The sequence below is a fragment of the Marinobacter sp. 1-3A genome (genome assembly GCF_016597775.1).
Classification (GTDB): domain Bacteria; phylum Pseudomonadota; class Gammaproteobacteria; order Pseudomonadales; family Oleiphilaceae; genus Marinobacter; species Marinobacter xiaoshiensis.
In genome coordinates this window covers 168619-188797 of record NZ_VCGZ01000002.1, presented here as the reverse complement: position 1 = coordinate 188797, position 20179 = coordinate 168619, and the positions used below count along the sequence as shown (strand labels likewise).

The 20179-nt window shown below is 54.7% G+C and carries 21 protein-coding genes; 11 read left to right on the top strand and 10 right to left on the bottom strand.

The features are described from left to right. The first annotated feature begins 38 nt into the window (after positions 1-38). Positions 39-632 carry a 5'-deoxynucleotidase gene (gene yfbR / locus FE848_RS04060; protein ID WP_200201468.1) on the top strand — a complete coding sequence of 198 codons (594 nt, stop codon included), beginning with the start codon at positions 39-41 and terminating at the stop codon, positions 630-632. A 37-nt stretch (positions 633-669) separates the two neighbouring features. On the opposite strand, the gene FE848_RS04055 is transcribed toward yfbR, so the two are convergent. After that, a complete protein-coding gene (locus FE848_RS04055; protein WP_200201467.1) occupies positions 670-1704 on the bottom strand; it encodes an SPFH domain-containing protein in 1035 nt (344 codons plus the stop codon). 2 nt (positions 1705-1706) lie between these two features. Beyond that, the gene (locus FE848_RS04050) at positions 1707-2165 is read right to left on the bottom strand and encodes an NfeD family protein (RefSeq protein ID WP_200201466.1); all 459 of its coding nucleotides are present in this window, start codon (positions 2163-2165) and stop codon (positions 1707-1709) included. 199 nt (positions 2166-2364) lie between these two features. Between FE848_RS04050 and FE848_RS04045 the strand changes: the two genes are divergently transcribed. Together FE848_RS04045 and FE848_RS04040 are read left to right on the top strand one after the other, a co-directional pair. Next, positions 2365-3180 carry an SDR family NAD(P)-dependent oxidoreductase gene (locus FE848_RS04045; protein ID WP_200201465.1) on the top strand — a complete coding sequence of 272 codons (816 nt, stop codon included), beginning with the start codon at positions 2365-2367 and terminating at the stop codon, positions 3178-3180. A gap of 110 nt (positions 3181-3290) precedes the next feature. Further along, positions 3291-4094, top strand: a complete 804-nt coding sequence (locus FE848_RS04040; RefSeq protein ID WP_200201464.1) for a class II glutamine amidotransferase — start codon at positions 3291-3293, stop codon at positions 4092-4094. A 45-nt stretch (positions 4095-4139) separates the two neighbouring features. Here FE848_RS04040 and FE848_RS04035 read toward each other — a convergent pair whose 3' ends face one another. Then, complete coding sequence (locus FE848_RS04035; protein WP_200201463.1) at positions 4140-5045, bottom strand: metal-dependent hydrolase; 906 nt, start codon at positions 5043-5045, stop codon at positions 4140-4142. 221 nt (positions 5046-5266) lie between these two features. On the opposite strand from FE848_RS04035, the gene FE848_RS04030 reads away from it, so the two are divergent. Next, a complete protein-coding gene (locus FE848_RS04030; RefSeq protein WP_200201462.1) occupies positions 5267-6373 on the top strand; it encodes an AraC family transcriptional regulator in 1107 nt (368 codons plus the stop codon). A 213-nt stretch (positions 6374-6586) separates the two neighbouring features. Next, positions 6587-6994 carry an NINE protein gene (locus tag FE848_RS04025; RefSeq protein WP_200201461.1) on the top strand — a complete coding sequence of 136 codons (408 nt, stop codon included), beginning with the start codon at positions 6587-6589 and terminating at the stop codon, positions 6992-6994. Here FE848_RS04025 and FE848_RS04020 read toward each other — a convergent pair. The 5 genes from FE848_RS04020 to FE848_RS04000 all read right to left on the bottom strand — a co-directional run bounded on the left by FE848_RS04020 (position 6987) and on the right by FE848_RS04000 (position 10678). After that, positions 6987-8378, bottom strand: a complete 1392-nt coding sequence (locus FE848_RS04020; protein WP_227715140.1) for a WS/DGAT/MGAT family O-acyltransferase — start codon at positions 8376-8378, stop codon at positions 6987-6989. The two genes, FE848_RS04025 and FE848_RS04020, sit on opposite strands and share 8 nt — an antisense overlap. Before the next feature lie 57 nt (positions 8379-8435). Continuing rightward, on the bottom strand, positions 8436-9113 hold the full coding sequence (locus FE848_RS04015) for a hypothetical protein (protein ID WP_227715139.1): 678 nt from the start codon (positions 9111-9113) through the stop codon (positions 8436-8438). Between the two features lie 164 nt (positions 9114-9277). Continuing rightward, a complete protein-coding gene (locus FE848_RS04010) occupies positions 9278-9715 on the bottom strand; it encodes a hypothetical protein (protein WP_200201458.1) in 438 nt (145 codons plus the stop codon). A gap of 19 nt (positions 9716-9734) precedes the next feature. Beyond that, on the bottom strand, positions 9735-10085 hold the full coding sequence (locus FE848_RS04005) for a hypothetical protein (protein WP_200201457.1): 351 nt from the start codon (positions 10083-10085) through the stop codon (positions 9735-9737). A 74-nt stretch (positions 10086-10159) separates the two neighbouring features. After that, entirely contained in the window at positions 10160-10678 is a 519-nt protein-coding gene (locus FE848_RS04000; protein ID WP_200201456.1) for an Hcp family type VI secretion system effector, read from the bottom strand. A gap of 357 nt (positions 10679-11035) precedes the next feature. On the opposite strand from FE848_RS04000, the gene FE848_RS03995 reads away from it, so the two are divergent. Then, positions 11036-13381, top strand: a complete 2346-nt coding sequence (locus FE848_RS03995; protein WP_200201455.1) for a GGDEF domain-containing protein — start codon at positions 11036-11038, stop codon at positions 13379-13381. A gap of 10 nt (positions 13382-13391) precedes the next feature. Here FE848_RS03995 and FE848_RS03990 read toward each other — a convergent pair whose 3' ends face one another. Both FE848_RS03990 and FE848_RS03985 read right to left on the bottom strand, forming a co-directional pair. Then, positions 13392-14159 carry a sulfite exporter TauE/SafE family protein gene (locus tag FE848_RS03990; protein ID WP_200201454.1) on the bottom strand — a complete coding sequence of 256 codons (768 nt, stop codon included), beginning with the start codon at positions 14157-14159 and terminating at the stop codon, positions 13392-13394. Then, positions 14150-15289, bottom strand: coding sequence for a transglycosylase SLT domain-containing protein (locus FE848_RS03985; RefSeq protein WP_200201453.1), 1140 nt, complete (start codon positions 15287-15289; stop codon positions 14150-14152). The genes FE848_RS03990 and FE848_RS03985 overlap by 10 nt, the downstream gene beginning before the upstream one ends. Positions 15290-15341: 52 nt before the next feature. On the opposite strand from FE848_RS03985, the gene FE848_RS03980 reads away from it, so the two are divergent. The 5 genes from FE848_RS03980 to FE848_RS03960 all read left to right on the top strand — a co-directional run bounded on the left by FE848_RS03980 (position 15342) and on the right by FE848_RS03960 (position 20166). Next, positions 15342-16844, top strand: a complete 1503-nt coding sequence (locus FE848_RS03980) for an amidase (RefSeq protein WP_200201452.1) — start codon at positions 15342-15344, stop codon at positions 16842-16844. Positions 16845-16955: 111 nt separating this feature from the next. Beyond that, positions 16956-17570 (top strand): hypothetical protein, encoded by a 615-nt coding sequence (locus tag FE848_RS03975; RefSeq protein ID WP_200201451.1) that lies wholly within the window; start codon positions 16956-16958, stop codon positions 17568-17570. 113 nt (positions 17571-17683) lie between these two features. Continuing rightward, positions 17684-18691 (top strand): methionine ABC transporter ATP-binding protein, encoded by a 1008-nt coding sequence (locus FE848_RS03970; RefSeq protein WP_200201450.1) that lies wholly within the window; start codon positions 17684-17686, stop codon positions 18689-18691. Continuing rightward, positions 18691-19356, top strand: coding sequence for a methionine ABC transporter permease (locus FE848_RS03965; RefSeq protein WP_200201449.1), 666 nt, complete (start codon positions 18691-18693; stop codon positions 19354-19356). Before FE848_RS03970 ends, FE848_RS03965 begins: the two co-directional genes overlap by 1 nt. A 27-nt stretch (positions 19357-19383) precedes the next feature. Continuing rightward, positions 19384-20166, top strand: coding sequence for a MetQ/NlpA family ABC transporter substrate-binding protein (locus tag FE848_RS03960; RefSeq protein ID WP_200201682.1), 783 nt, complete (start codon positions 19384-19386; stop codon positions 20164-20166). Positions 20167-20179: the final 13 nt, after the last annotated feature.

Below are 20179 nucleotides of genomic sequence, written 5' to 3'. Positions count from 1 at the left end.
CATGCAACACACAACCGCATTCAAAAGGAACACAACGCGTGCCCAAGGCTAGCAGTCATTTCTTTGCCTACGTTTCCCGTTTGCGCTGGATCAAGCGTTGGGGGTTGATGCGTAACGCCATAGAAGAAAACGTAGCAACCCACTCCTGGGAAGTGGCCACCCTGGCCCACGCCTTGGCCATGATCCGCAACCGGCACTTTGGCGGGCAGGTAAATGCCGACAAGATTGCTGCAGCCGCGCTTTATCATGATGCAACTGAGGTTATTACCGGCGATATGCCCACCCCGGTGAAGTATCACTCCAAGGTTATGCGAGAGGCCTTTGGCGATATTGAGCATAAGGCAGAATCGGAGCTACTGGCGTTGTTACCAGAGGATTTGCGCGAAGACTTTGCGCCTTATCTTCAGGAGTCTCAATTGCCAGAAGGGGATCGCGAACTGATCAAGGCGGCAGATCGTTTGTCAGCCTGGTTAAAATGCCAAGCGGAAGTTCGTGCGGGGAACCGCGAGTTTGAGCCAGCTGAGAGGCAGATCAGGCAAAGGCTTGAGGAAGAAGGGTTGCCGGAGGTGAACTACTTTATGGAGGTGTTTGCGCCAAGCTATGAAGAGCCTTTGGACAACCTGCTGGGATAGGGCCCAGCAGGTTGTGTTTGCTTCACGCTTGCAACAATCAGGAGTTGCTTGCGCTACCCACTATGCCGCCACGCAAACCATCACGTTGCAGTGATTGGCGAACAGCATCTTCCGGGCTTCCGGCCAGTTCCCGGAACATACCCATAGAACCAAGCAGAGCAGAAGACTCGTAAGGTACAAATACCCGCTCGCCGTCTTTTGCCATGTTCGGAAGCACCTTGATGTAGCTTTGCCCCAGCAGGTAGCCGATAACGGTCTGCTTGTTTTCTTCTGTATCGCCCATGGCACTCAGTACCAGGCGGATGGATTCCTGCTCACCCTGGGCTCGCAAAATGGCCGATTCTTTATCACCCTGAGCGTTAAGAATGGCAGATTCACGTTGGCCCTGAGCCTTGGCAATGGCTGCAGATTTTTCACCCTCGGCCTCGGTCACCGTGGCCCGGCGTTTACGCTCGGCGGCCATCTGCAGGCGCATGGCCTCTTCAACTTCTTCCGGCATACTGATGTCCTGAACTTCCACCCGGGTCAGCTTTACGCCCCACTTTGAGGCCGCTTCTTCCATTTCAGCCTGAATGGCGTTGTTCACTTCAGCGCGGGATTCGAACAGCTTGTCCAGTTCCATTTTGCCCACGACTGAGCGCAGGGTGGTTTTAGCCAATACTTCTACCGCCTGGCTCATGTTGGCCACTTCGTATACCGCACGGCGGGGGTCGATGATCTGGTAATAGAGCGCGCCATTGATCTTCACAGTCACGTTATCGGTGGTTACTACTGGCTGGCCCGGGAAGTCCATGACCGTTTCCCGGCGGTCGATGCGGGTTTCGTCAGACATCATCGGGTGGTATTCCTCGCCCATGCGCATGTAGCGGATCATGGTGATGGGGCGGGGCCGTTCGACAAAGGGAATAATGATGTTCACACCACTTTCCAGAACGCGGTTGAAAGAGCCCAGACGCTCAATAACCATCACTTCTGACTGCCGGATAATCACCAATCCTTTTGCGATGACAAAGACGCCGATAGCGACAACAATCAGGCTGATGATCAGCCCTGGTGTAATAAACGCTTCCATACTTATTGTTCCTTGTGTGTGGCTGAGTGAACGATGGCAGTTGTGCCATCAAATTGTCTGAAGATAACCTCGGTTCCTTCCGGGAAATCGGTGGCGCCGGTATTGTCGTCCCTCAGGCGATAAAAATCGCCGTTGATCTTGATGCCGGTAGCACCATCAAAATCCCGCTTGAGGGTGCGATAGCGCACGCCTTTCTCCACACCGGTACCTGTGGTTCCGTAGGCCACGCCTTTGGGGGAGAAGCGCGGGCGAATCCAGCGAATCATAATGGGTACCAGCAGGCCCGAAAATACGCCCATGCCAGCCAGCTGCCACTCAAACGACATGCCGACGTAGGCCAGTGTGGCGGTGAGAGCAGCGGCTATAGCCAGCGCCAGCAGCAGAAATATGCCATAAGCTAACTCAGCCAGGCCCAGTGCAAGGGCCAGAATCAGCCAAAAATGCGTAAGACTCCATTCCATACAGAAAGTCCGCAGGTTCAGGGTTAAAGAAATCCGCGAGATTGAACTCCCGGAAGGTGGATTGTACCCAAAAGCCCGGGCTGAATCCGAGTGGCCCGCGCGTCGCGTAACATAGAAATTCAAGGCCATAGGCTGTTCAGAGGCAGTTGATAGAGTATCTTCTTTAAGCAGCACAACACACAACAAGAGTGCAAAGCCCATGAAAGATCTGAAAAACAAAGTGGTGGTAGTGACCGGTGCTGGTTCTGGTATCGGTCGAGCTCTGGCGAAAGCCCTGGCAGTGCGGGGCTGCAGGCTGGCGCTGTCAGACGTTAACGAAGAAGGCCTTGCGGAAACCGCAGCTGCAGTATCGGGTTCGGAGGTTAAAACTTACAAGCTGGACGTTGGCGACAAGGATGCGATTTACGCCCATGCAGCGGAGGTGGTGCAGGATTTCGGCCAGGTTAATGTGATCATCAATAACGCAGGCGTTGCGCTCTCTGCCACGGTGAGAGAAATGTCTGACGAAGACTTTGCGTGGATCATGGATATCGACTTCTGGGGTGTTGCCCATGGCACCCGTGCCTTTTTGCCGCACCTGATTGCCTCTGGCGATGGCCATGTGGTGAATATATCCAGTGTGTTTGGCCTGATTGGCGTGCCCACGCAAAGTGCTTACAACGCGGCCAAGTTTGCAGTTCGTGGCTTTACAGAATCCCTGCGCCAGGAAATGAAAATGGAGAAGCTGCCGGTGGCGGTAAGCTGTGTGCATCCGGGCGGCATTCGTACCAACATCGCCAACTCTGCACGCATGAGCAGGCTCGACAGCGCGGCGGAGTTGCGCAAGTCGTTCGACAAGATTGCCATGACCACGCCGGAAAAAGCTGCAGAAATCATTGTAAAAGGCATTCTCAAAAATGAATCCCGCATTCTTGTCGGGCCGGATGCATGGGGTATAGATGCCATTAACCGGTTACTGGGGTCGGCTTATCAGCCTTTGGTGGAGCGCTTTACTCGCAATAAGCTGATTGTTTGAACACCCTGAGCTGAAATTTCCTGAAGTGGGCAGAAGGGCCGCTGGCTTGCCTGCCCAAGTGCGGTATTCTTACGGTTGTTATTCCGACACCGCAAGGAGCCGCATTTTTTATGTGCGAACTACTGGCCATGAGCGCCAACACACCCACTGACCTTTGCTTCAGCTTCACTGGCCTGACTCGCAGGGGTGGCGACACCGGCCCCCACAAGGATGGCTGGGGCGTGGCGTTTTATGAGGGTAAGGGTGTGCGGGCATTCCACGATGTAGATGCCAGCGCCAACTCCCGGCTTGCTGAAGTGGTTCAGACCCACCCGATCAAAAGCGAAGTGGCGATTTGCCATATTCGTCAGGCCAATGTGGGTGAAATCTGCCTGGCCAATACCCACCCGTTCATGCGCGAACTCTGGGGCCGTTATTGGGTGTTTGCCCATAACGGCCAGCTGTCTGAATTCCAGTCATCGCCGGGGTTTTACGAGCCGGTTGGCGGCACCGATAGCGAGGCGTTGTTCTGCGAAATCCTCAACCATCTGCGCAGCCATTGCGACAGGAATGATTCGGCCGAGGTAACTACACAGCATCTGGTGGAACTCTCGAAGACGTTTGCAGGACAGGGCGTTTTCAACCTTTTGCTGAGCAACGGCGATTGGCTGTTCACCTACTGCACCACCAAAATGGCCAGCATTACCCGCCGCGCCCCGTTTGGCCCGGCAAGGTTGAAAGATGCGGATGTGATTGTGGATTTTGAATCTGAAACCACGCCGAACGATATTGTAAGCGTAATCGTGACTGAACCGCTGACCAGCGATGAAGAATGGGATATTTACCAGCCCGGCGAATGGCGGTTGTGGCGCAAGGGTATTGTGGAAGCCAAAGGCATTGCAGTTAACGAACAAAGTGGTACTGCGGCTAACTAGGCAGGCCAGCGTTGTATTGCTGGCTTGCCTGGTTGTGCGCTGGAATTACTGCAGGGTTTTACGGTTTCCGTTCTGGTATTGAGGTGCGATGTAAGATTGAATCTCCGCTTTGAATCGCGCGATCAGCTCACTGTTGTCATGATCCCAAGGGTGATACCCCGGTTTGAAGTAACTGAACCATGTGGGGATCAGGCTTGAGAAAGTACCGTTCTTACCCCACATGCGCCACAAGCCACGACCAGTATCGGCGATCGAAAAGCCTTTGGTGTCGCTCAACACCATACGGCCCGTGAAATAAGAAGCCATCACACCCAGAGCGGCCGTGCTGAACACAAGGTAAAAGGTTCGCTCGGCGTAGGTGCCGCCCACTTCCTGAAACACATCGTAGGCAACCGCCTTGTGCTCAGTTTCCTCAATGGCATGCCATGCCCAGAGCGGGCGCATGGTGTCGTGCATGCGCTCGCGCACATCGTCGCGCTCCAGAAGCATATCCGCCATCATGGCTGTCATGTGTTCCAGCGCACAGGTAATGGCAAGTTGGTGACGCTTCGGCAGCATTTTGGCTGCATCCAGAACAACTTTCAGGTGCTTTTCCAACTCCTCAACCGGCATGCCCTGGTCCCGAACATGCTGGTTCATGGCCATGTGCTCCAGAGAATGCATGGCTTCCTGGCCGATAAAACCCCGCACTTCGGCTTTCAGTTTGGGATCGTTAATCTGATCCCGATAGGCACGCACAGAATCCACAAAAAACTGCTCGCCCTGAGGAAAGAGCACCGAAAGTGCGTTCATCATGTGGCTCAGAAAAGGGCTGTCCTCCAACCAGTACTGGGGCACCTGCTCATCAAACTCGAAGCCCATGCGCTGGGCCTTGATATTGACGTTATCCGGCGTCTTTGAAGCCCGATTGGCTGCTGTGGCCTGCTGCTCGACGGCTTTTGTACTCAGCATGGGTCTACTCCTCACATTGGCTGATGACATGGCTTCAGTGTGTCGGAGTCGACTGTCGGGATGAATGCGAAAGCAGGCCGGTCACCATTCAAAATGGGACAGTGCGGCGGAAAAGTTGGCCAACGCGACGGAACACCAGGTGCAACCGGCCCCACTGCCATGGCTGCAGGCTTCTGCTAGAGTCTTTAAGAAGTACTCACTCAGGCAAACAAGGGCAACCTATGGCGACCTCCGGGCCGGAAAAAGAACGGCAGATGCTGGGACTATTCCTGGTGCCAGGCGTGTATATGCGGCTGTTGGCTCAGACTGTAAAGCAGCTCGGCCATAACGAGCGCCTGCTCTACGAAGGCCTGAACTTCAGCTCCGAAGACCTGAAAGCCAACAACAGCCGAGTGTTTGTAACCGATGCCATCGTTATGGCCGAGCGCGCCGTGAAGCTGGCGGGCACAGACGGGCTGAGTTTTGTGCTGGCCCGGGAGTTGCGGGTAACTATTCATGGCACCCTTGGATTTGCCGCGCTAACCAGCCCTACCCTTGCCGGAGCCCTTGATTCGGTTCGCCGTTATCTGCAGCTACGGGCTCCATTTCTGAGCATGAGCCAGGCAGAAACCGAAGACAGCGTGCTGGTGAAACTATGCACAGAATTCGACGTGCCCGGCCTTGCACCGTTTCTGGTAGAAACCGTTTGCACAACACTGGTGATGCTCACCGAACAACTGCTCGACCGCAGCGATGCGGAAAACCGCGGATTCTCCACAAGCGACGGCAAACTGCCCGGCGTCAGTGTGCGCCTGAAGGGCCCAGAGCCGGCTTACTACCGCCAGTTTGCAGACCAGCTACCTGTAAAATTCGAGTATAACCAGCCAGACGAACTCCTGGTGCTCCCGAAAGCACTGCTGGATGTGCGCATGAGACTGGCTGATGCGGAAGCGTCTCGCATGGCCAGCGACGAGTGTGAGTTCGAATTGCAAAAAGCACTGAAAGAACAGGGCGACCTGGCCTTGGCCGTACGCAACCTGCTGCGCCTGACCCCCGGGCCACTGCCCTCCCTGGAGGTTATGGCAGAACGCTTCTGCGTTTCCTCACGCACACTAAAGCGCCGGTTGGCGGACCGCGAAACCAGCTACCGCGAAATCGTGGAATCAGTACTCAAAGACCGCGCCATTCAGCTCTTGCGCTACACCAACCAATCCGTAAGCGAAATCGCCTACGAACTGGGCTATGCCGACCTCTCCAACTTTAGCCGAGCCTTCAAAAAATGGACCGGAAAATCCGCCAGCGAATTCCGCGAAGGCGGCCCCGACCCCGCACCGGAATTAGGGCCATGACCAACGTCTAAAGTATTTGGAGGTATCGCAAGAGTCGAAGGACGGAGGGTGGCGCATATTCTCCGCCAGGAAAAAGATGTCTGAGCGAAGCGAGTTATTTTTCCCAAGGAGAATATGCGCCACCCTCCGGCCCAGCACCCAAGTCAAAGACCTTGCAGAACCAACTCCTCAACCCCATATAAAAGTCACAAACAACCGCCCCCCGGAGTAGCAATGATCAACCGCCCAGATACACACAGCAAACTGTTTGGATACCTCCTCTGGATCTTCGGATTTCTGGGCGCACACCGCTTTTATTACGGCAAACCTATCACCGGAACCATCTGGTTCTTTACGTTCGGATTCTTTCTGATCGGCTGGATAATCGACTTCTTCCTGATCCCCTCCATGGACGAACAGGCAGACAGCAGGTTTAGAGAAGGCGAAGTCGACTACAACATCGGCTGGCTACTACTTACCTTCACCGGCGTATTTGGCCTGCACCGAATGTACATGGGCAAATGGATCACAGGCATCATCTACCTGCTGACCGGCGGCCTCTTCCTGATTGGAATTCTCTACGACTTCTGGACATTAAACGACCAGATCTCAGAGCGTAACCGCGAAGTGAAATTCAACTAGCCATACCCTGCTCCAGCTCCACCAAACCGTCCTCCAGATAGTCCAGCATCCGCTGGAGGCTCGGTAGGGTGCGGCGACACCCGACCAAACCAAACTCCACCTGATCGTTATAGCTGGTCAGTGTCATGTTTAATGCCATGCGATCCATGGCAATCGACACCGGATACATACCCTCCAGCTTGGCGCCGTTCCAGTAAGAAGTCTCTTTCGGCCCAGGAACGTTTGAAATCACCACATTGAACGTTTGCCACTTTGGAGCCATGCCAGTAAGAAGGTGAAAGCACGCCGGCGCCAAGGTAAGCGCGGTATAGTTCAGAATTTCTTCAGGCGACATGTGAGCGTAGCGATCCTTTGCTTCCTGCATGCCCTGATGAATCTTCTTCAGCCGCTCACCTGCGTGGTGTTCGTCCGTATGCAGATTGGCCAGAATAACACCCACCTGATTGCCTTCCGCTTGATCCTCCCCTGGCTTCTGGTACTTGCGCAAAGAAACCGGAACCATCGCAATCAATGGCTTTTCCGGCAGCGCATCCAGATTCATCAAATAGGTGCGTAACGCACTGGCGCACATGGCGGTGACCACATCGTTCACAGTGGCGTCGTTCGCATGGCAAACGGCTTTTATGCGTTTCAGGCAGTACGACTGAGCTGCGAATCGGCGGGAGCCGGTAATCTTGCGATTAAGGATGCTGCGCGGAGCATGGAACATGGAATTGTAGACAGGGTCCTTGCGAGCCTGATTCACCGAGCGCAGTAACTCCCGTGCGACGGTTGGCACCGTTCCAAGCTGCTTCCCCGATTCCCCCAGTAAATGGCTGATACTCTGCCAGAGAGAGGGGCTGCTTCTGTCCCCGCCTCGCCCTTGCCGTACAGACATATCCCAAACCGGCGGCATGTTGCGTTTTGAGGGATCTGTAGAGAGCATTTTCTGAGTCATGCGCATAGCAGAAATGCCATCCACAAGGGAGTGGTGCACCTTCACGTAAACCGCAAACTGCCGGTCGCCAAGCCCTTCAATAAGGTGGAACTCCCACAAGGGCCGCTCCCGATCCATAAGATGGGAGTGCTCGGCGGAAACAAACGCAAGCAACTCACGTATGCGGCCGGGTGTAGGCAAGGCTTCGAAGCGGAAGTGGTGCTCCAGATCCAGGTGTTCGTCGTGCACCCACACAGGTTGTGCCAAGCGGCTGTCCAGCCGCAGGTTGAAAGGCGCTGTTACTTCCGTATCTTTTCGAAGTTGTTCCGCAAGCCTTGCGACATAATCGTCAGGCGCATCCTCCGGAAACGAAAAAATCTGCAGCCCGCCCACATGCATGGGTTGCTGGCGCTTTTCCAGCCAGAGAAAAAGCTGGTCTGTAGGGCTGAGAGGCTTCACGGTCGACATCCTTTTTATGATTGTTGTTCTGATCCTGTCCTATGTATAGAGAATAGCAGTATCGCTCTAGCTTGTACGCCGTAGCATCTGCATGGGGACCCGGTATCGGACACCTCGGGATTTTCCTGTGCCGTCCACGGTACAGGTTTTGCGGTTAACCCGCGTAATCTCGCCCTGAAATTCCCGCAAGCCATGGTCAAAGGCCACGGCTTCGCCAACGTTCCAGGCCGCCTTCTGTTTATTGAGATCCGGCATTTCGAAAGGCTGCCGAGGCAGGTCGATACCCAGCTGCTCCGCGCGATCCGCTAATACTCTTCGCACGACACCTGCCTCTCCATTCTCATGCAGATCATCAAGAATGTTATAGAAGTGCCGGTTGTGAACTGAGCCAGGAAACCTGTGGCCCGCACTGTGTTGCAGCAAATGTGCGAACTCGTGGCAGCAGGTGTGTGCCAGCAGATTAAGCGTGTTCAGCTCGCCGCCGAAATATCCGCGCCGGTGAATCTCCCGGCTGGAGAGCCAGCCGCTCGCTGTGGCGGGATGATGCTTGGCCTGAATCATGTGAAGGCCGTAAGTGATCTGGTGCTGCTTTGGCAGCGGGTTAAAGCGATGATAGGTCGCCTGGCCTGAGCCTACCCGGCACACCAGAGTGCTCCCGGGCGCTTGTGCCTGAACCTGGTTTGCAGCGGGTTGCCAGAGAATCTGCTCTGTAACAGTGCACATCAGCTCGCCTAGCTGACGCATTTGAGATTTCGGGTGCTTCATGTCAATCGAAGGACTACGCGCCTCATGATCAGGTAAGTCGGTTTCGTTAGATTACCTGCCAATTTACTCGATTCTCGGCGACGAGTCAGACAAACCGTCACCAAATAAAAATAAGTGGTGACGGTTTGTCTGAAGGCGGCGTATTAAATTCCGGCCGAGACTGTCTTGACGATTTCGTCGAAGTCACCCTCAGGGAAGCTGAAAATAAGAATTGAGTCGGAGTGCGTTTCGCTGAATAGGTAGCCGGTAACGTAATTACGGTTTTTTGCTGCGAACCCCGTGAAGCCAGATGGGAGATTCAATGGCGTTGTATTCGTGGATGCTGATTCAGAGCTGAGCTTGAGCTCGTTCAGAAAAGCTTCCGCTGACCCGAAGCCTTCGGGGACAGGTTCAATGCGGATGAACCCAAGGGCCTTTCCTTCACGGAAGAAAGATGTGTCATTTACGTCAATACGCACTGCATCGAATAAAGAAGAACCCACAGACACCGAGTAATCCTGACTTGGCGAAAATGATATCGGCTGAACCGAGCTGCAGCCCGATAAAAACAGTAAAAATATAGCTGTGCTGATGAGTTTCATTTATTCAGGCTTCCTTGTCTTATCTGAGAGAGGATTCCAGCAAACTCCTGAATTGTAGTCCACGAGTTAGTTTGCAAGTAAGGCTGATTTTAATGTGGCCCTTTGCAAATGGCTCGCCTGCAGCTCGAATAACCCTGATGGCCCATTTTCGAATGCCATTTGCGGGAGAAAGTATGTCTTTTGGGTTTGGGACAGCATCGATCCATTGGCTGCACACTTCAGTCTCAGTTATTAATTGAGCAACAAGCTGTAGCGTCTCTGGCGTAATGCTGCCCGCATGAAAACGGTTTGCGATGCGCTCACCGTAAAAGGCAGTGATTACTGCTTTTACAGCTGAGACATCTTCTTCAGATAAATTGGTATTGCTCACTATCAACTTCCTTTTGATAGTTGGAATGCAAAAAAGAGAGGCGTGGAGCCTCTCTTTTAGAACCAAATCGAAACTTACGCCTCGATTGGCGAACGCCAGTCGTCAGCACCGGAAGTGCCTGCAACTGCGTGCTCCCAGGTTACCTTGCGGTAGGACAGGGAAACGGTAACCAGCTGGGTGAAGTCAGCGCTGGCTGCGTCCTGACAGTGTGGCATGGTGCAGTTGATGTCGATGATGGTGGCATCTTCCAGGATGGTGGAGAAGAAATGCTCCTGCTTGCCTTCAACAGACGTGCGGTACCACTTGAGCTCAACCTTTGGCAGCATTTCGCCAGAAGCCAGAGCGTTGTACATCAGCGGTGTGGACTTGTTCAGCGCAGAGGTGAACTTGAATGGCTTGTGTACACGCTGGCCGGAAGGCTGACCGGACTGGGGATCGGTAGGAACGGTAACGACGTGGCTGAATTCCTGAACCAGCACTTCGTCTTCGTGGCCTTCAACGTAGATGTTGCCTACAGAGTCGGAAGTGAATGCACCAGCGGTAATGTTACCCTGGGTTTTGCCTTCGATAGAGATATAACAAGGAGTTGGCATAGTCTGCTCCGTGACGTTTGAATGAATAAAAGTCCCTGGATGTTCCGTGGACGAGCAGATGTAAACAAAGCCCGTGCCAAGTTGGAAAAGTGCTGTTAAAACAGTGAGTAGACGAATCCAGATAAGGCTCCATACTGCGGTGGGCAAGCTTATGCTCAGCCTCTGAGCGAGAAGTTGCTGTCTGGGCCAATAATTGCCCGAGCAGGGTGTTGCGCCTATTTCCGGTCTGTAATCCCCCGTCTCCCAAGCCTCTGTTAGAATTAAGGCGTCGAGGAGCTTGTTTGCCTGAATGACCTGATTCGAATCCGGAGGCCTTGCCATTAACATTCAATCGCTGCAGAACCGAGAAAATCTGCTGTGCTAATTGATCGTTGGCTGGGTAGCCTGGTCAATCGGGCGGTGCTTCTCGTTGTGGGCTTTGTTGTTTTGACGGCGCTGCTGGTTGCGCTTGCAGGCGCGCTTCTCAGCCGATCGGAGCTTGAGCAGCAGGCGGCAACCCAGGTTGAAACCATTGCGCAGCTCGTTGCCGGAGAACTGGACGACAAGCTGTCGCAGCGTCTCGATGCATTGAGCCACGTCGCTGAAAGCCTGACCATGAGTGAAGCGGCTTTTGAAGTGCGTGCAAAAATTCTTATGCGTCGCCAAACGGCCTTGCAGCACTTGTTTGATGGTGTTTACCTGATTGATGCGACAGGTAAGGTGATTGCGGAAAATCCCGAGACTTTGAAGATGATCGGGACAGATGTCAGCAACCGTTCCTACTTTCGCATGTCCTCTGAGCAACTTGCCCCTCTCATCAGTGAACCCTACCGCTCCCACTACCAAGGTAGAGCTGCTGTCATGGTGGCGGTCCCTCTGTTTGATCACAACAAGCGGTTTATTGGCATGCTCGGGGGCGCAATATCGCTTGCGGGTGAGCACCTTATTGAAGAATTCTCTGATATCCGCATTGGCAAAACGGGCTATTTGGCCATCGTAACCCGTGGCGGGATGGTTCTGGCCAATGGCCGGACTGGTGAAGTTATGCGGCCGATAAGCGATGCGAACCCCCTGCTGCAAGATGCGATGGGTGGATTTGACGGCACCGCCAGAACCCGTAGCTCTGAGGGTGAGAGTATTATCCTGTCGGTTCAACAAATGTCTGAGGTGCCCTGGTTTGTGGCCGCGGTCTGGCCCGCTCGGGAAGCCTACGCGCCTGCTATCCGCATCAAGGATGCCTTCCTCTGGATTTTGCTGGTGGTGATTCTGCTGGTTGTTCCGGTGGCCATGTGGCGCTTCCGTCGCCTGATGGCGCCTTTGGGTGAGCTTGGGCAGCAGGTACGTGAGCGTCATCTGGGCGTGCGTAACAATCCGGTGGGGGTCTCGGGCAGTTCGGAAATAAGCCAGGTGGCTGACATATTCAACATGGTCATGGATGAACGTGATGATGTTTTGAGTTCTCTTGCCGAACGGGAAGCATTTTTCAGGTCACTCACCCGAGGGGCACCCATTGGCATCGTACAGGCGGATGTTCTTGGGCGCATCGAGTTCGTGAACCCGCAATTTGAAAGCATTATTGGCCTGAATTTGGCTGAACTTTCAGGTTCTCATTTATTTGATTGTGTCTCTGAAAATGATCGTGATGCGGTCATTCAGGGTTGGCAGCAGGCGCTTGAAAAACTGGAAGTATTCCGTGGCCGCTTTCAGTTGCAGGGGCCAAATTCCAGCCTTCCGGTTTGGTGTCAGGTAATGACCGCAATCCTTGAAACGCCGGAAAAGGTTATGGGTACCATCACGGTAGTCCGGGATATTTCCCACGAACTGGAAGTAGAAGAAGCCCTACGAGACGAGCAGCAGAGGGCAGAGAACATACTGGGTGTGATGCAGGACGGCGTTTTAATGGCCGATACTGGCGGCGTTATCCGTTACGCGAATCAAGCCGCGGCCCATTTTTTGGGTGCCGGTGGGGAATATATTGGTAAAAATGTATTTGAGTTGGTGGGCATCGACCACGAGGATCAGGCCCTCAGCCACGAGTGGTTTCTTGCCCGGGATGATTTGGACAGCCTTTACGTTACCCTTCGCAACACTAACGGCGACCTGTTTGACGTAGACCTCAGCATGATTCATATCCGCCAGGGGCGGCAGAACGAGCGGTTGGTATTTGTTCTTCGGGATGATGCCGAGCGCCGGCGACAGGAAGAGCGGTTGTCCTGGGAGGCAACCCACGACAGTTTGACGCAACTTCTGAACCGTCGGGCCTTCACCGCATCGCTTAACAAATGCTTGGGCGATATGCCGCGACAGGACACAAGCTCAGTGTTAATGCTCATCGATCTTGACCACTTCAAACCGGTGAACGACGAAGGTGGGCACCTGCTTGGTGATGAAATGCTCCGTCGGCTTTCCGATCTGTTCAAAGACTCGGTGCGCCAGTCGGATACGGTTGCCCGCTTGGGTGGCGACGAGTTTGGCATCATTCTGCCAGCGTGCGGGATGGACAGAGCCAAAACCCTTGCCGAGCTCATTCGCGCAGGCGTTGAGGCGCTAAAAATAGAGCACGAAGGGCGTATATTTGGCGTTACGGCCAGTATTGGAGTGACTGAGCTGCTCCCGACAGACCGGGACCCCAAAGACGTGGTTGCCCGCGCCGATGAAGGCGCTTATGCAGCCAAATCAAAAGGCCGCAACCGGGTTGTCGTTATACCTGCGCCAGAGCAGTAACAAGATAACGTCACGCCCACCAGTGTGCTGCGAGGCTGGCCTGCCAAATCAGGCGTAAAGCCAGAACGGTCAGAACCAGATTGAGCGCTTTGCTGAACCAGTGATTGTTAAGCGAGTTCAGAACGCGCAATCCCAACCAGGTGCCGGCAAAGCCGCAGGCGATCATGGCCAGGATGAACGGCAGCCAGTGCGCAAACACAAAGCCCGTCACACCAAAAACCAGCGCCTTGGGAGCATGCTGCAGAACCATTGCAGTGGCAAAGGTGGCGACGGTGCGAAACCGGTCAGCGTGAATCTGCTTGATAAACGCTGCGACCAGCGGGCCAGTAGCGCCCACAAACAGACTGATAAAGCTGGTTAGTGCGGCAGCAATAAAAACACCAACCGGGCCGAAAGCGCCTTTTGGTAACGATGGTCCCCAGCACAGGTAGAGCACGAAGCCCGCAATGGCCAGTTGCCATAAATAGGCTGGCAGGCTCACCAGCAACCAGGCACCCGCCGCTGCACCTACGATAACGCCGGGTGCAAAAGCCGCAATGGTTCTCCAGTCGATGTGCTTCCAGGTCAGTATTGTCCTGCCACCGTTAGAACCCAGCTGAATCATGCCGTGCACGGGAATAATAGCGGCTGCCGGCATCCATGTGGCCATCAGAATCAACAGAAGAACACCGCCGCCGGCGCCCAAACTGGCGGTGATCATTGAAGTAACAACAGAACTCGCCAGCAGGAAAATCGCCACCGACAGGCTCAGGCTCTCAGGGAGCAACGCTATTTCCACGCGCAGAATTCCTCGGATTCAAGAGTTGGGGTTCGGCATAGGGCTTCTGTTGCCAGCTGCACATCGGCCACATAATACAGGGATGCCAGCCCAAGTCTGTCCCGGCCCAGATTGTGAAACACCATGCCAAAGGCAATATCACCTGCGGTGAAGCGTTCGTGGTTGGCTGCAAAGTACTCGGCTGGCTTTGCCAGTGTTTCATCATCAAGAAGCGCTTGCACGCGCCCCGCGCCGCCGTGGTAGGCCTGAACCAGCAAGAGTACAAACAACTCGTTGCGTTTGTCCTCCGGCAGGTGGCTGAAGCGCTCATTAAAGACCGGCTGCAGATTGCGGGCGTTTTGGTGCATCAGGCGCAATGCACAATCAATCTGGGCCAACCGGTGCCAATAGTTTTGCGGCTTGATCTGGCAGTCATTCAGGGCGGAGGGAGACAGCTGAAGAATGCCTTTGGCGTCCGCACGGGAGTGTGCCCGGGCTTGCCCACCGCTTTCAATCAGGATTTGCCCGGCCAGATACCTGGGTAAAACCGCCGGCAACGTATATCGGTTTTGCTCGCTCCTGAGCTGAACTATGTACATCAGCGCATCGTGTAGCGATCCCGGGTTTTCGCGCGTGGCGAAGGAGAGGTCGTCCCAGGCACCCCAAACACGGTCTCTGCTCCTGGCGCCCAGATAGCGGCCAACGGCAAGATCCAGGTCTACGTGGGGCTGGTCACAAGCTAATGCAAACGGGTAGCCATTGGTAGTGGCGCTCCCGGCAATCCATTCATCCGTGACTCCTTTTGCGTGCTGTGCCTTGCGGGTGTCGTTAAGACGCTGCTGAGTGGCGGCACTGGTAGCACCATTGCTGATCCACCCCAAAAATTGCCCGCGCATATCGAACAGAATGTGGCGATCTGTGTTTGAGCAATAACCGGATTCCTTCAGAACCCATCGGCGGATTGTAAGGATATTGGTGTAAACGCCCTGGCTGACCCAGTAGGGCGAGTTCCTCACAATGGCGGTCCAGCCAGCAGTATCAGTGCTTTCGGCTTCGGACTGATTTTCCTCTGACTGCGCTGCTGTAGGCGCCAGCACAGTCAGGATGAAAATAGCAGCAAGCTGACGTAAGCTTGCGAATCTTGTGTACATAAGCAATGTGTCCGTGGCATTCCGGGCACCACAATAACAAATGGGCGCCGCTATGAAGCAATCTGAATATCTGCGTTATGACGCCACCGCACTGGCCGATCTTATCCGCCGTGGCGAAGTGACCTCTCGGGAAGTATGCGAGGCTGCAGTGGAACGGGCAACCGTTGTGAATGGCGCCCTGAATGCCATCTGTTTTCCTCAGTTTTCAGAAGCCCTGGCTCAGGACTTTCCAAAGCAAGGAGCATTTGCAGGTGTGCCCCTGTTGCTCAAGGATCTGGCTCAGGAGCAGGGTAATCGGCCCTGCACCTATGGCAGCCGCGGCTTCCGGAATTACATTGCGCCTCAGGATTCCGAGTTTGTGCGCCGTGCCCGTGAGGGTGGGCTGGTGTTTCTGGGACGTACAGCAACGCCGGAGTTCGGCCTCAAAGCGGTGACGGAATCCGAGTTGTGGGGGCCATCACGCAATCCGTGGAACACCAATCTTACCCCGGGCGGTTCCAGCGGTGGGTCCGGTGCTGCCGCTGCAGCCGGTGTGGTGCCCATGGCTGGTGCAAACGATGGCGGTGGCTCAATCCGTATCCCTGCAGCTTATAACGGCTTGTTCGGGCTCAAACCTTCTCGCGGGCGCATCTCCAATGGGCCTTTGGTAGGCGAGGCCTGGACGGGCGCTTCGGCAGATCATGTGGTTACCCGCACGGTACGCGACAGTGCGACCATGTTAGATGTGCTCAGTGGCCCGGCTTCTGGTGATCCGTTTGTTATTCCAGGCCCCGGCGAAGCCTATGCAGATTTGATGCAGAAGTCGCCCGGCAGCCTGAAGATTGGTGTATTCACCGCGTCACCCTACGATACCGCGGTTGCTCCCGAATGTGTTGCTGCGGTTGAGGAAACTGCGCGGATTCTGGAAAACCTGGGACACAAGGTTGAATACGCCCGGCCGGAGTTCGATGGCATGGCGCTGGCCCGTTGCTACCTTGGCCTCTATTTTGGAGAAGTGTCGGCCTTGATAGCGAAAGCCAGGAGCCAGCTTGGTGCTGCAGACAGTGATTTTGAGCTGGATACACGGTTGATGGGCATGCTGGGTGATACCATGCCGCTGTCCGATTATGTGCTTCGTCGCCAGCAGTGGAATGAGTTCGCCCGCGCGCTGGGCGCGTTTTTTGCGGGCTACGATCTTTACCTCTGCCCCACCACCGGCCAATTGCCTGCGCGCATCGGTGAGCTGGACACGCCGGCGCACCTGAAAATGGCCGCAAAGCTGATGTTGGCCCTGAAGGCGGGGAAAGTGCTGCACCGTAGCGGCCAGGTGGATCAGATTGCGATGGACAGCCTGGCCCGCACACCATTTACCCAGCTTGCCAACCTGACCGGAACACCGGCCATGTCTGTGCCCATGCACTGGACGGCCGATGGGCTGCCCGTTGGTGTGCAGCTGGGCGCACCCCATGGCGGTGAAGGCGTATTGCTGCAGCTGGCGGCTCAGCTTGAAGAAGCCGCGCCCTGGTTTGGCTATTACGAACGGCTGGAAAATGCTTTTCCTGCAGCGGGCTTGTGATCTGTTGATCGAAACCCCACGTTTATCTTTCTACGCGTATCAGGCTATGCTGTGTATCAGGGAGATCATCTTCCTGTTACACCCTGATGGCATCGAGGAGGCGAGCGTATTATGAACCAACCGATGGCAATCGAAGAACTGGTATCAGTAGCACAGGCAGAAGCCATGGGAGAGCTGGATGCTCCCATGATGGCGATTGTTCTGGCCAGTGAACAAAGTTATGACCTGCCCATCAACTCACTTGAAACCGATGCCGACAAGGCACGCTGGGGATTGATTCTCCGCGCTGCCCGTGAGCATGTTGAAGCGGATGCCGTGGCGGTTTTGTACCCGGCCTGGACAACCATTCGTGAGAAAAAGAAGGAAACCGAAGCAGATGACGGCCTTGAGGCCTCATCAAGTGATAGCTCCGAGGGTGAGCCAAACGAGCCGATAGATACCTTGTTTGTGCAACTCCACACTCGGGATCATGTTTACTGGCGTGGATTTGAACAGATCCGGGACCCCAAGCATCAGCGCATCATCGGCTTTCGCCGTATCAAGGCGTTGTCTACGGATTACCGGCGTGACGAGGAGCCATCAATCGCCTCCTGGCTCAGCACGCTGTTTGACCCCCTGCCAGAACATGGTGAGGATATGGACGTTGATCTTGAACTGTCTGGATTTATGGATGAACCGGAAGTCAGTGCTGCGCTGTATCCGAGACAGTTGCGGGCTTTGCACTAACTACCTTGTTGAAGCGGTCAGCGTCGGAAAGTGGGGGGAAATCCGGATTCGGGTTTGGCACGGGAATAGTCTATAATCGCCGGCCTTAATCCTGCACCCACAAGGCGCTGACCGTGATTGTATTTAACCAGGTACAGAAGTCGTATCAGGTGGACGGCCGGGCGATCCCCGCGCTGCACCCAACCGATATGACCATTGAAAATGGCGAGGTTTTCGGGATTGTCGGGCATTCCGGGGCGGGAAAATCCACGTTGGTGCGCCTGATCAATCTTCTTGAGCCGCCAACAGGTGGTGAAATTCTGATTGATGATGAGAATATCACCCGCTACAGCGCTGCCGAATTGCGTGCGTTCCGCCGTAAAGTCGGGATGATTTTCCAGCACTTCAACCTGCTTTCCTCAAAAACCGTTTCGGACAACATCGCCTTCCCCATGAAGTTGGCGGGTATATATTCCAAAATGGAAATTCGCGATCGGGTGCAGGAATTGCTGGATCGTGTTGGCCTGGCTGATCACGCCACCAAATATCCTTCTCAGCTGTCGGGCGGTCAGAAACAGCGAGTGGGTATAGCCCGGGCATTGGCATGCCGACCAACCATCCTGTTATGTGACGAAGCCACCAGCGCACTGGATCCCCAAACGACCCAGTCGGTGCTGCGTTTGCTTTCCGAGATCAATAAAGAGCTTGGCCTCACCATCGTGCTGATTACCCACGAAATGGATGTTGTGCGCAGAGTATGTGACCGGGTTGCAGTAATGGACGGTGGTCGCGTGGTGGAAATGGGCCCTGTGAGTGAGGTTTTCCTGCACCCGAAACACCCCACCACCCGGGACTTCGTATTTGAAAGCGAAAGCATCGATAGCCAGGAAATGCAGGAAGACCTGCAAAAGGCCAATGGCCGTATTTTGCGGCTGACCTTCAAGGGCGAATCCACCTACCAGCCTCTGCTGGGCAGCGTGGCACGTGCGTCGGGCGTTGATTTCAGCATACTTTCTGGCCGCATCGATCACATAAAAGACACGCCCTACGGCCAGCTAACGCTTTCGCTTATCGGTGGCGACCTGGAGGCGGCCATGACCGCACTGGAAGCAGCCGATGTACACGTGGAGGTGCTGCGCTGATGGAAGCCTTACTAAGTAACGTGGATTGGCCAGAAATTGGTATAGCAAGCTGGGATACACTGGTAATGGTAGGCATGTCGCTGCTGTTCAGTGTGCTGGCTGGCCTGCCCATCGGTGTATTGCTGTTTTTAACCAGTAAGCGACAGCTACTGGAGCAGCCATTGGCATACGGCGTATTGTCGTTTGTAGTTAACGTACTTCGTTCGGTGCCATTCATTATTCTGCTGATAGTGATGATTCCCTTCACCGTGATGTTGATTGGCACCTCATTGGGTGTGGCCGGCGCGATTCCGCCTCTGGTTGCCGGTGGTGCGCCCTTCTTTGCAAGACTGGTGGAAACCTCATTGCGTGAAGTGGACCGTGGCATCATTGAGGCCACACAGGCCATGGGTGCCAACGTGCGACAGATCATTTTTGGTGCCTTGCTGCCTGAAGCACTTCCGGGCATCATCGCCGGCATCACTGTTACTGCGATCACGCTCGTGTCCTACGCGGCCATGTCTGGCGTTATTGGTGGTGGCGGCCTGGGTGATCTGGCCATTCGGTTTGGTTACCAGCGCTTCCAGACAGACGTAATGGTCATCACTGTCGCGCTTCTGGTCATCTTCGTACAAGTGCTGCAGATGGCCGGCGACCGTCTGGTTCTGTATTTCAGTCGTAAGTAGTTATTCAATTTAACAGGAGAGTGAATGATGAGCTTTAAGAAAGCCCTGGTGGCACTGGCTGCCGCATCTGTTTTTTCCGCTGCGGTCTCCGCTGAGAAGCTGTCTGTAGCAGCAACCCCTGTACCCCATGCCGAACTGCTGGAATTTGTGAAGCCACAGCTGGCAGAACAGGGCGTGGAACTGGATGTGAAAGTATTCACCGACTATATCCAGCCAAACGTACAAGTAGACCAGAAGCGCATGGATGCCAACTTCTTCCAGCACCAGCCGTACCTTGATGAGTTCAATGACGGCCGTGGCACCAGCCTGGTGACGGTTGCCGGTATTCACGTTGAGCCGTTTGGCGCTTATTCGAACAAGATCAAGTCTCTGGATGAGCTGAAAAATGGCGCAACTGTTGCCATTCCAAATGATCCCACCAACGGTGGCCGCGCACTGCTATTGCTGCAGAAAGCCGGGCTGATCACTCTGAAAGACGGCAGCAAGATCACTGCAACCCCGCGTGATATTGCCGATAACCCGAAAAAACTCGACTTCAAAGAACTTGAAGCGGCAACCTTGCCTCGAATCCTTGGCCAGGTGGATGTTGCACTGATCAACACCAACTACGCGCTGGAAGCGGGCCTGAACCCGTCTGAAGATGCGCTGATTATTGAAGGTTCCGAGTCGCCGTATGTGAACATTCTGGTTGCGCGTCCTGACAACAAAGACAGCGATGCCATGCAGAAGCTTGCGAATGCATTGAAATCTGATGCGGTTCGCGAGTTCATCAAAGAAAAGTATGAAGGTGCCGTTGTTCCGGCATTCTGATCGAAGCCAGAAC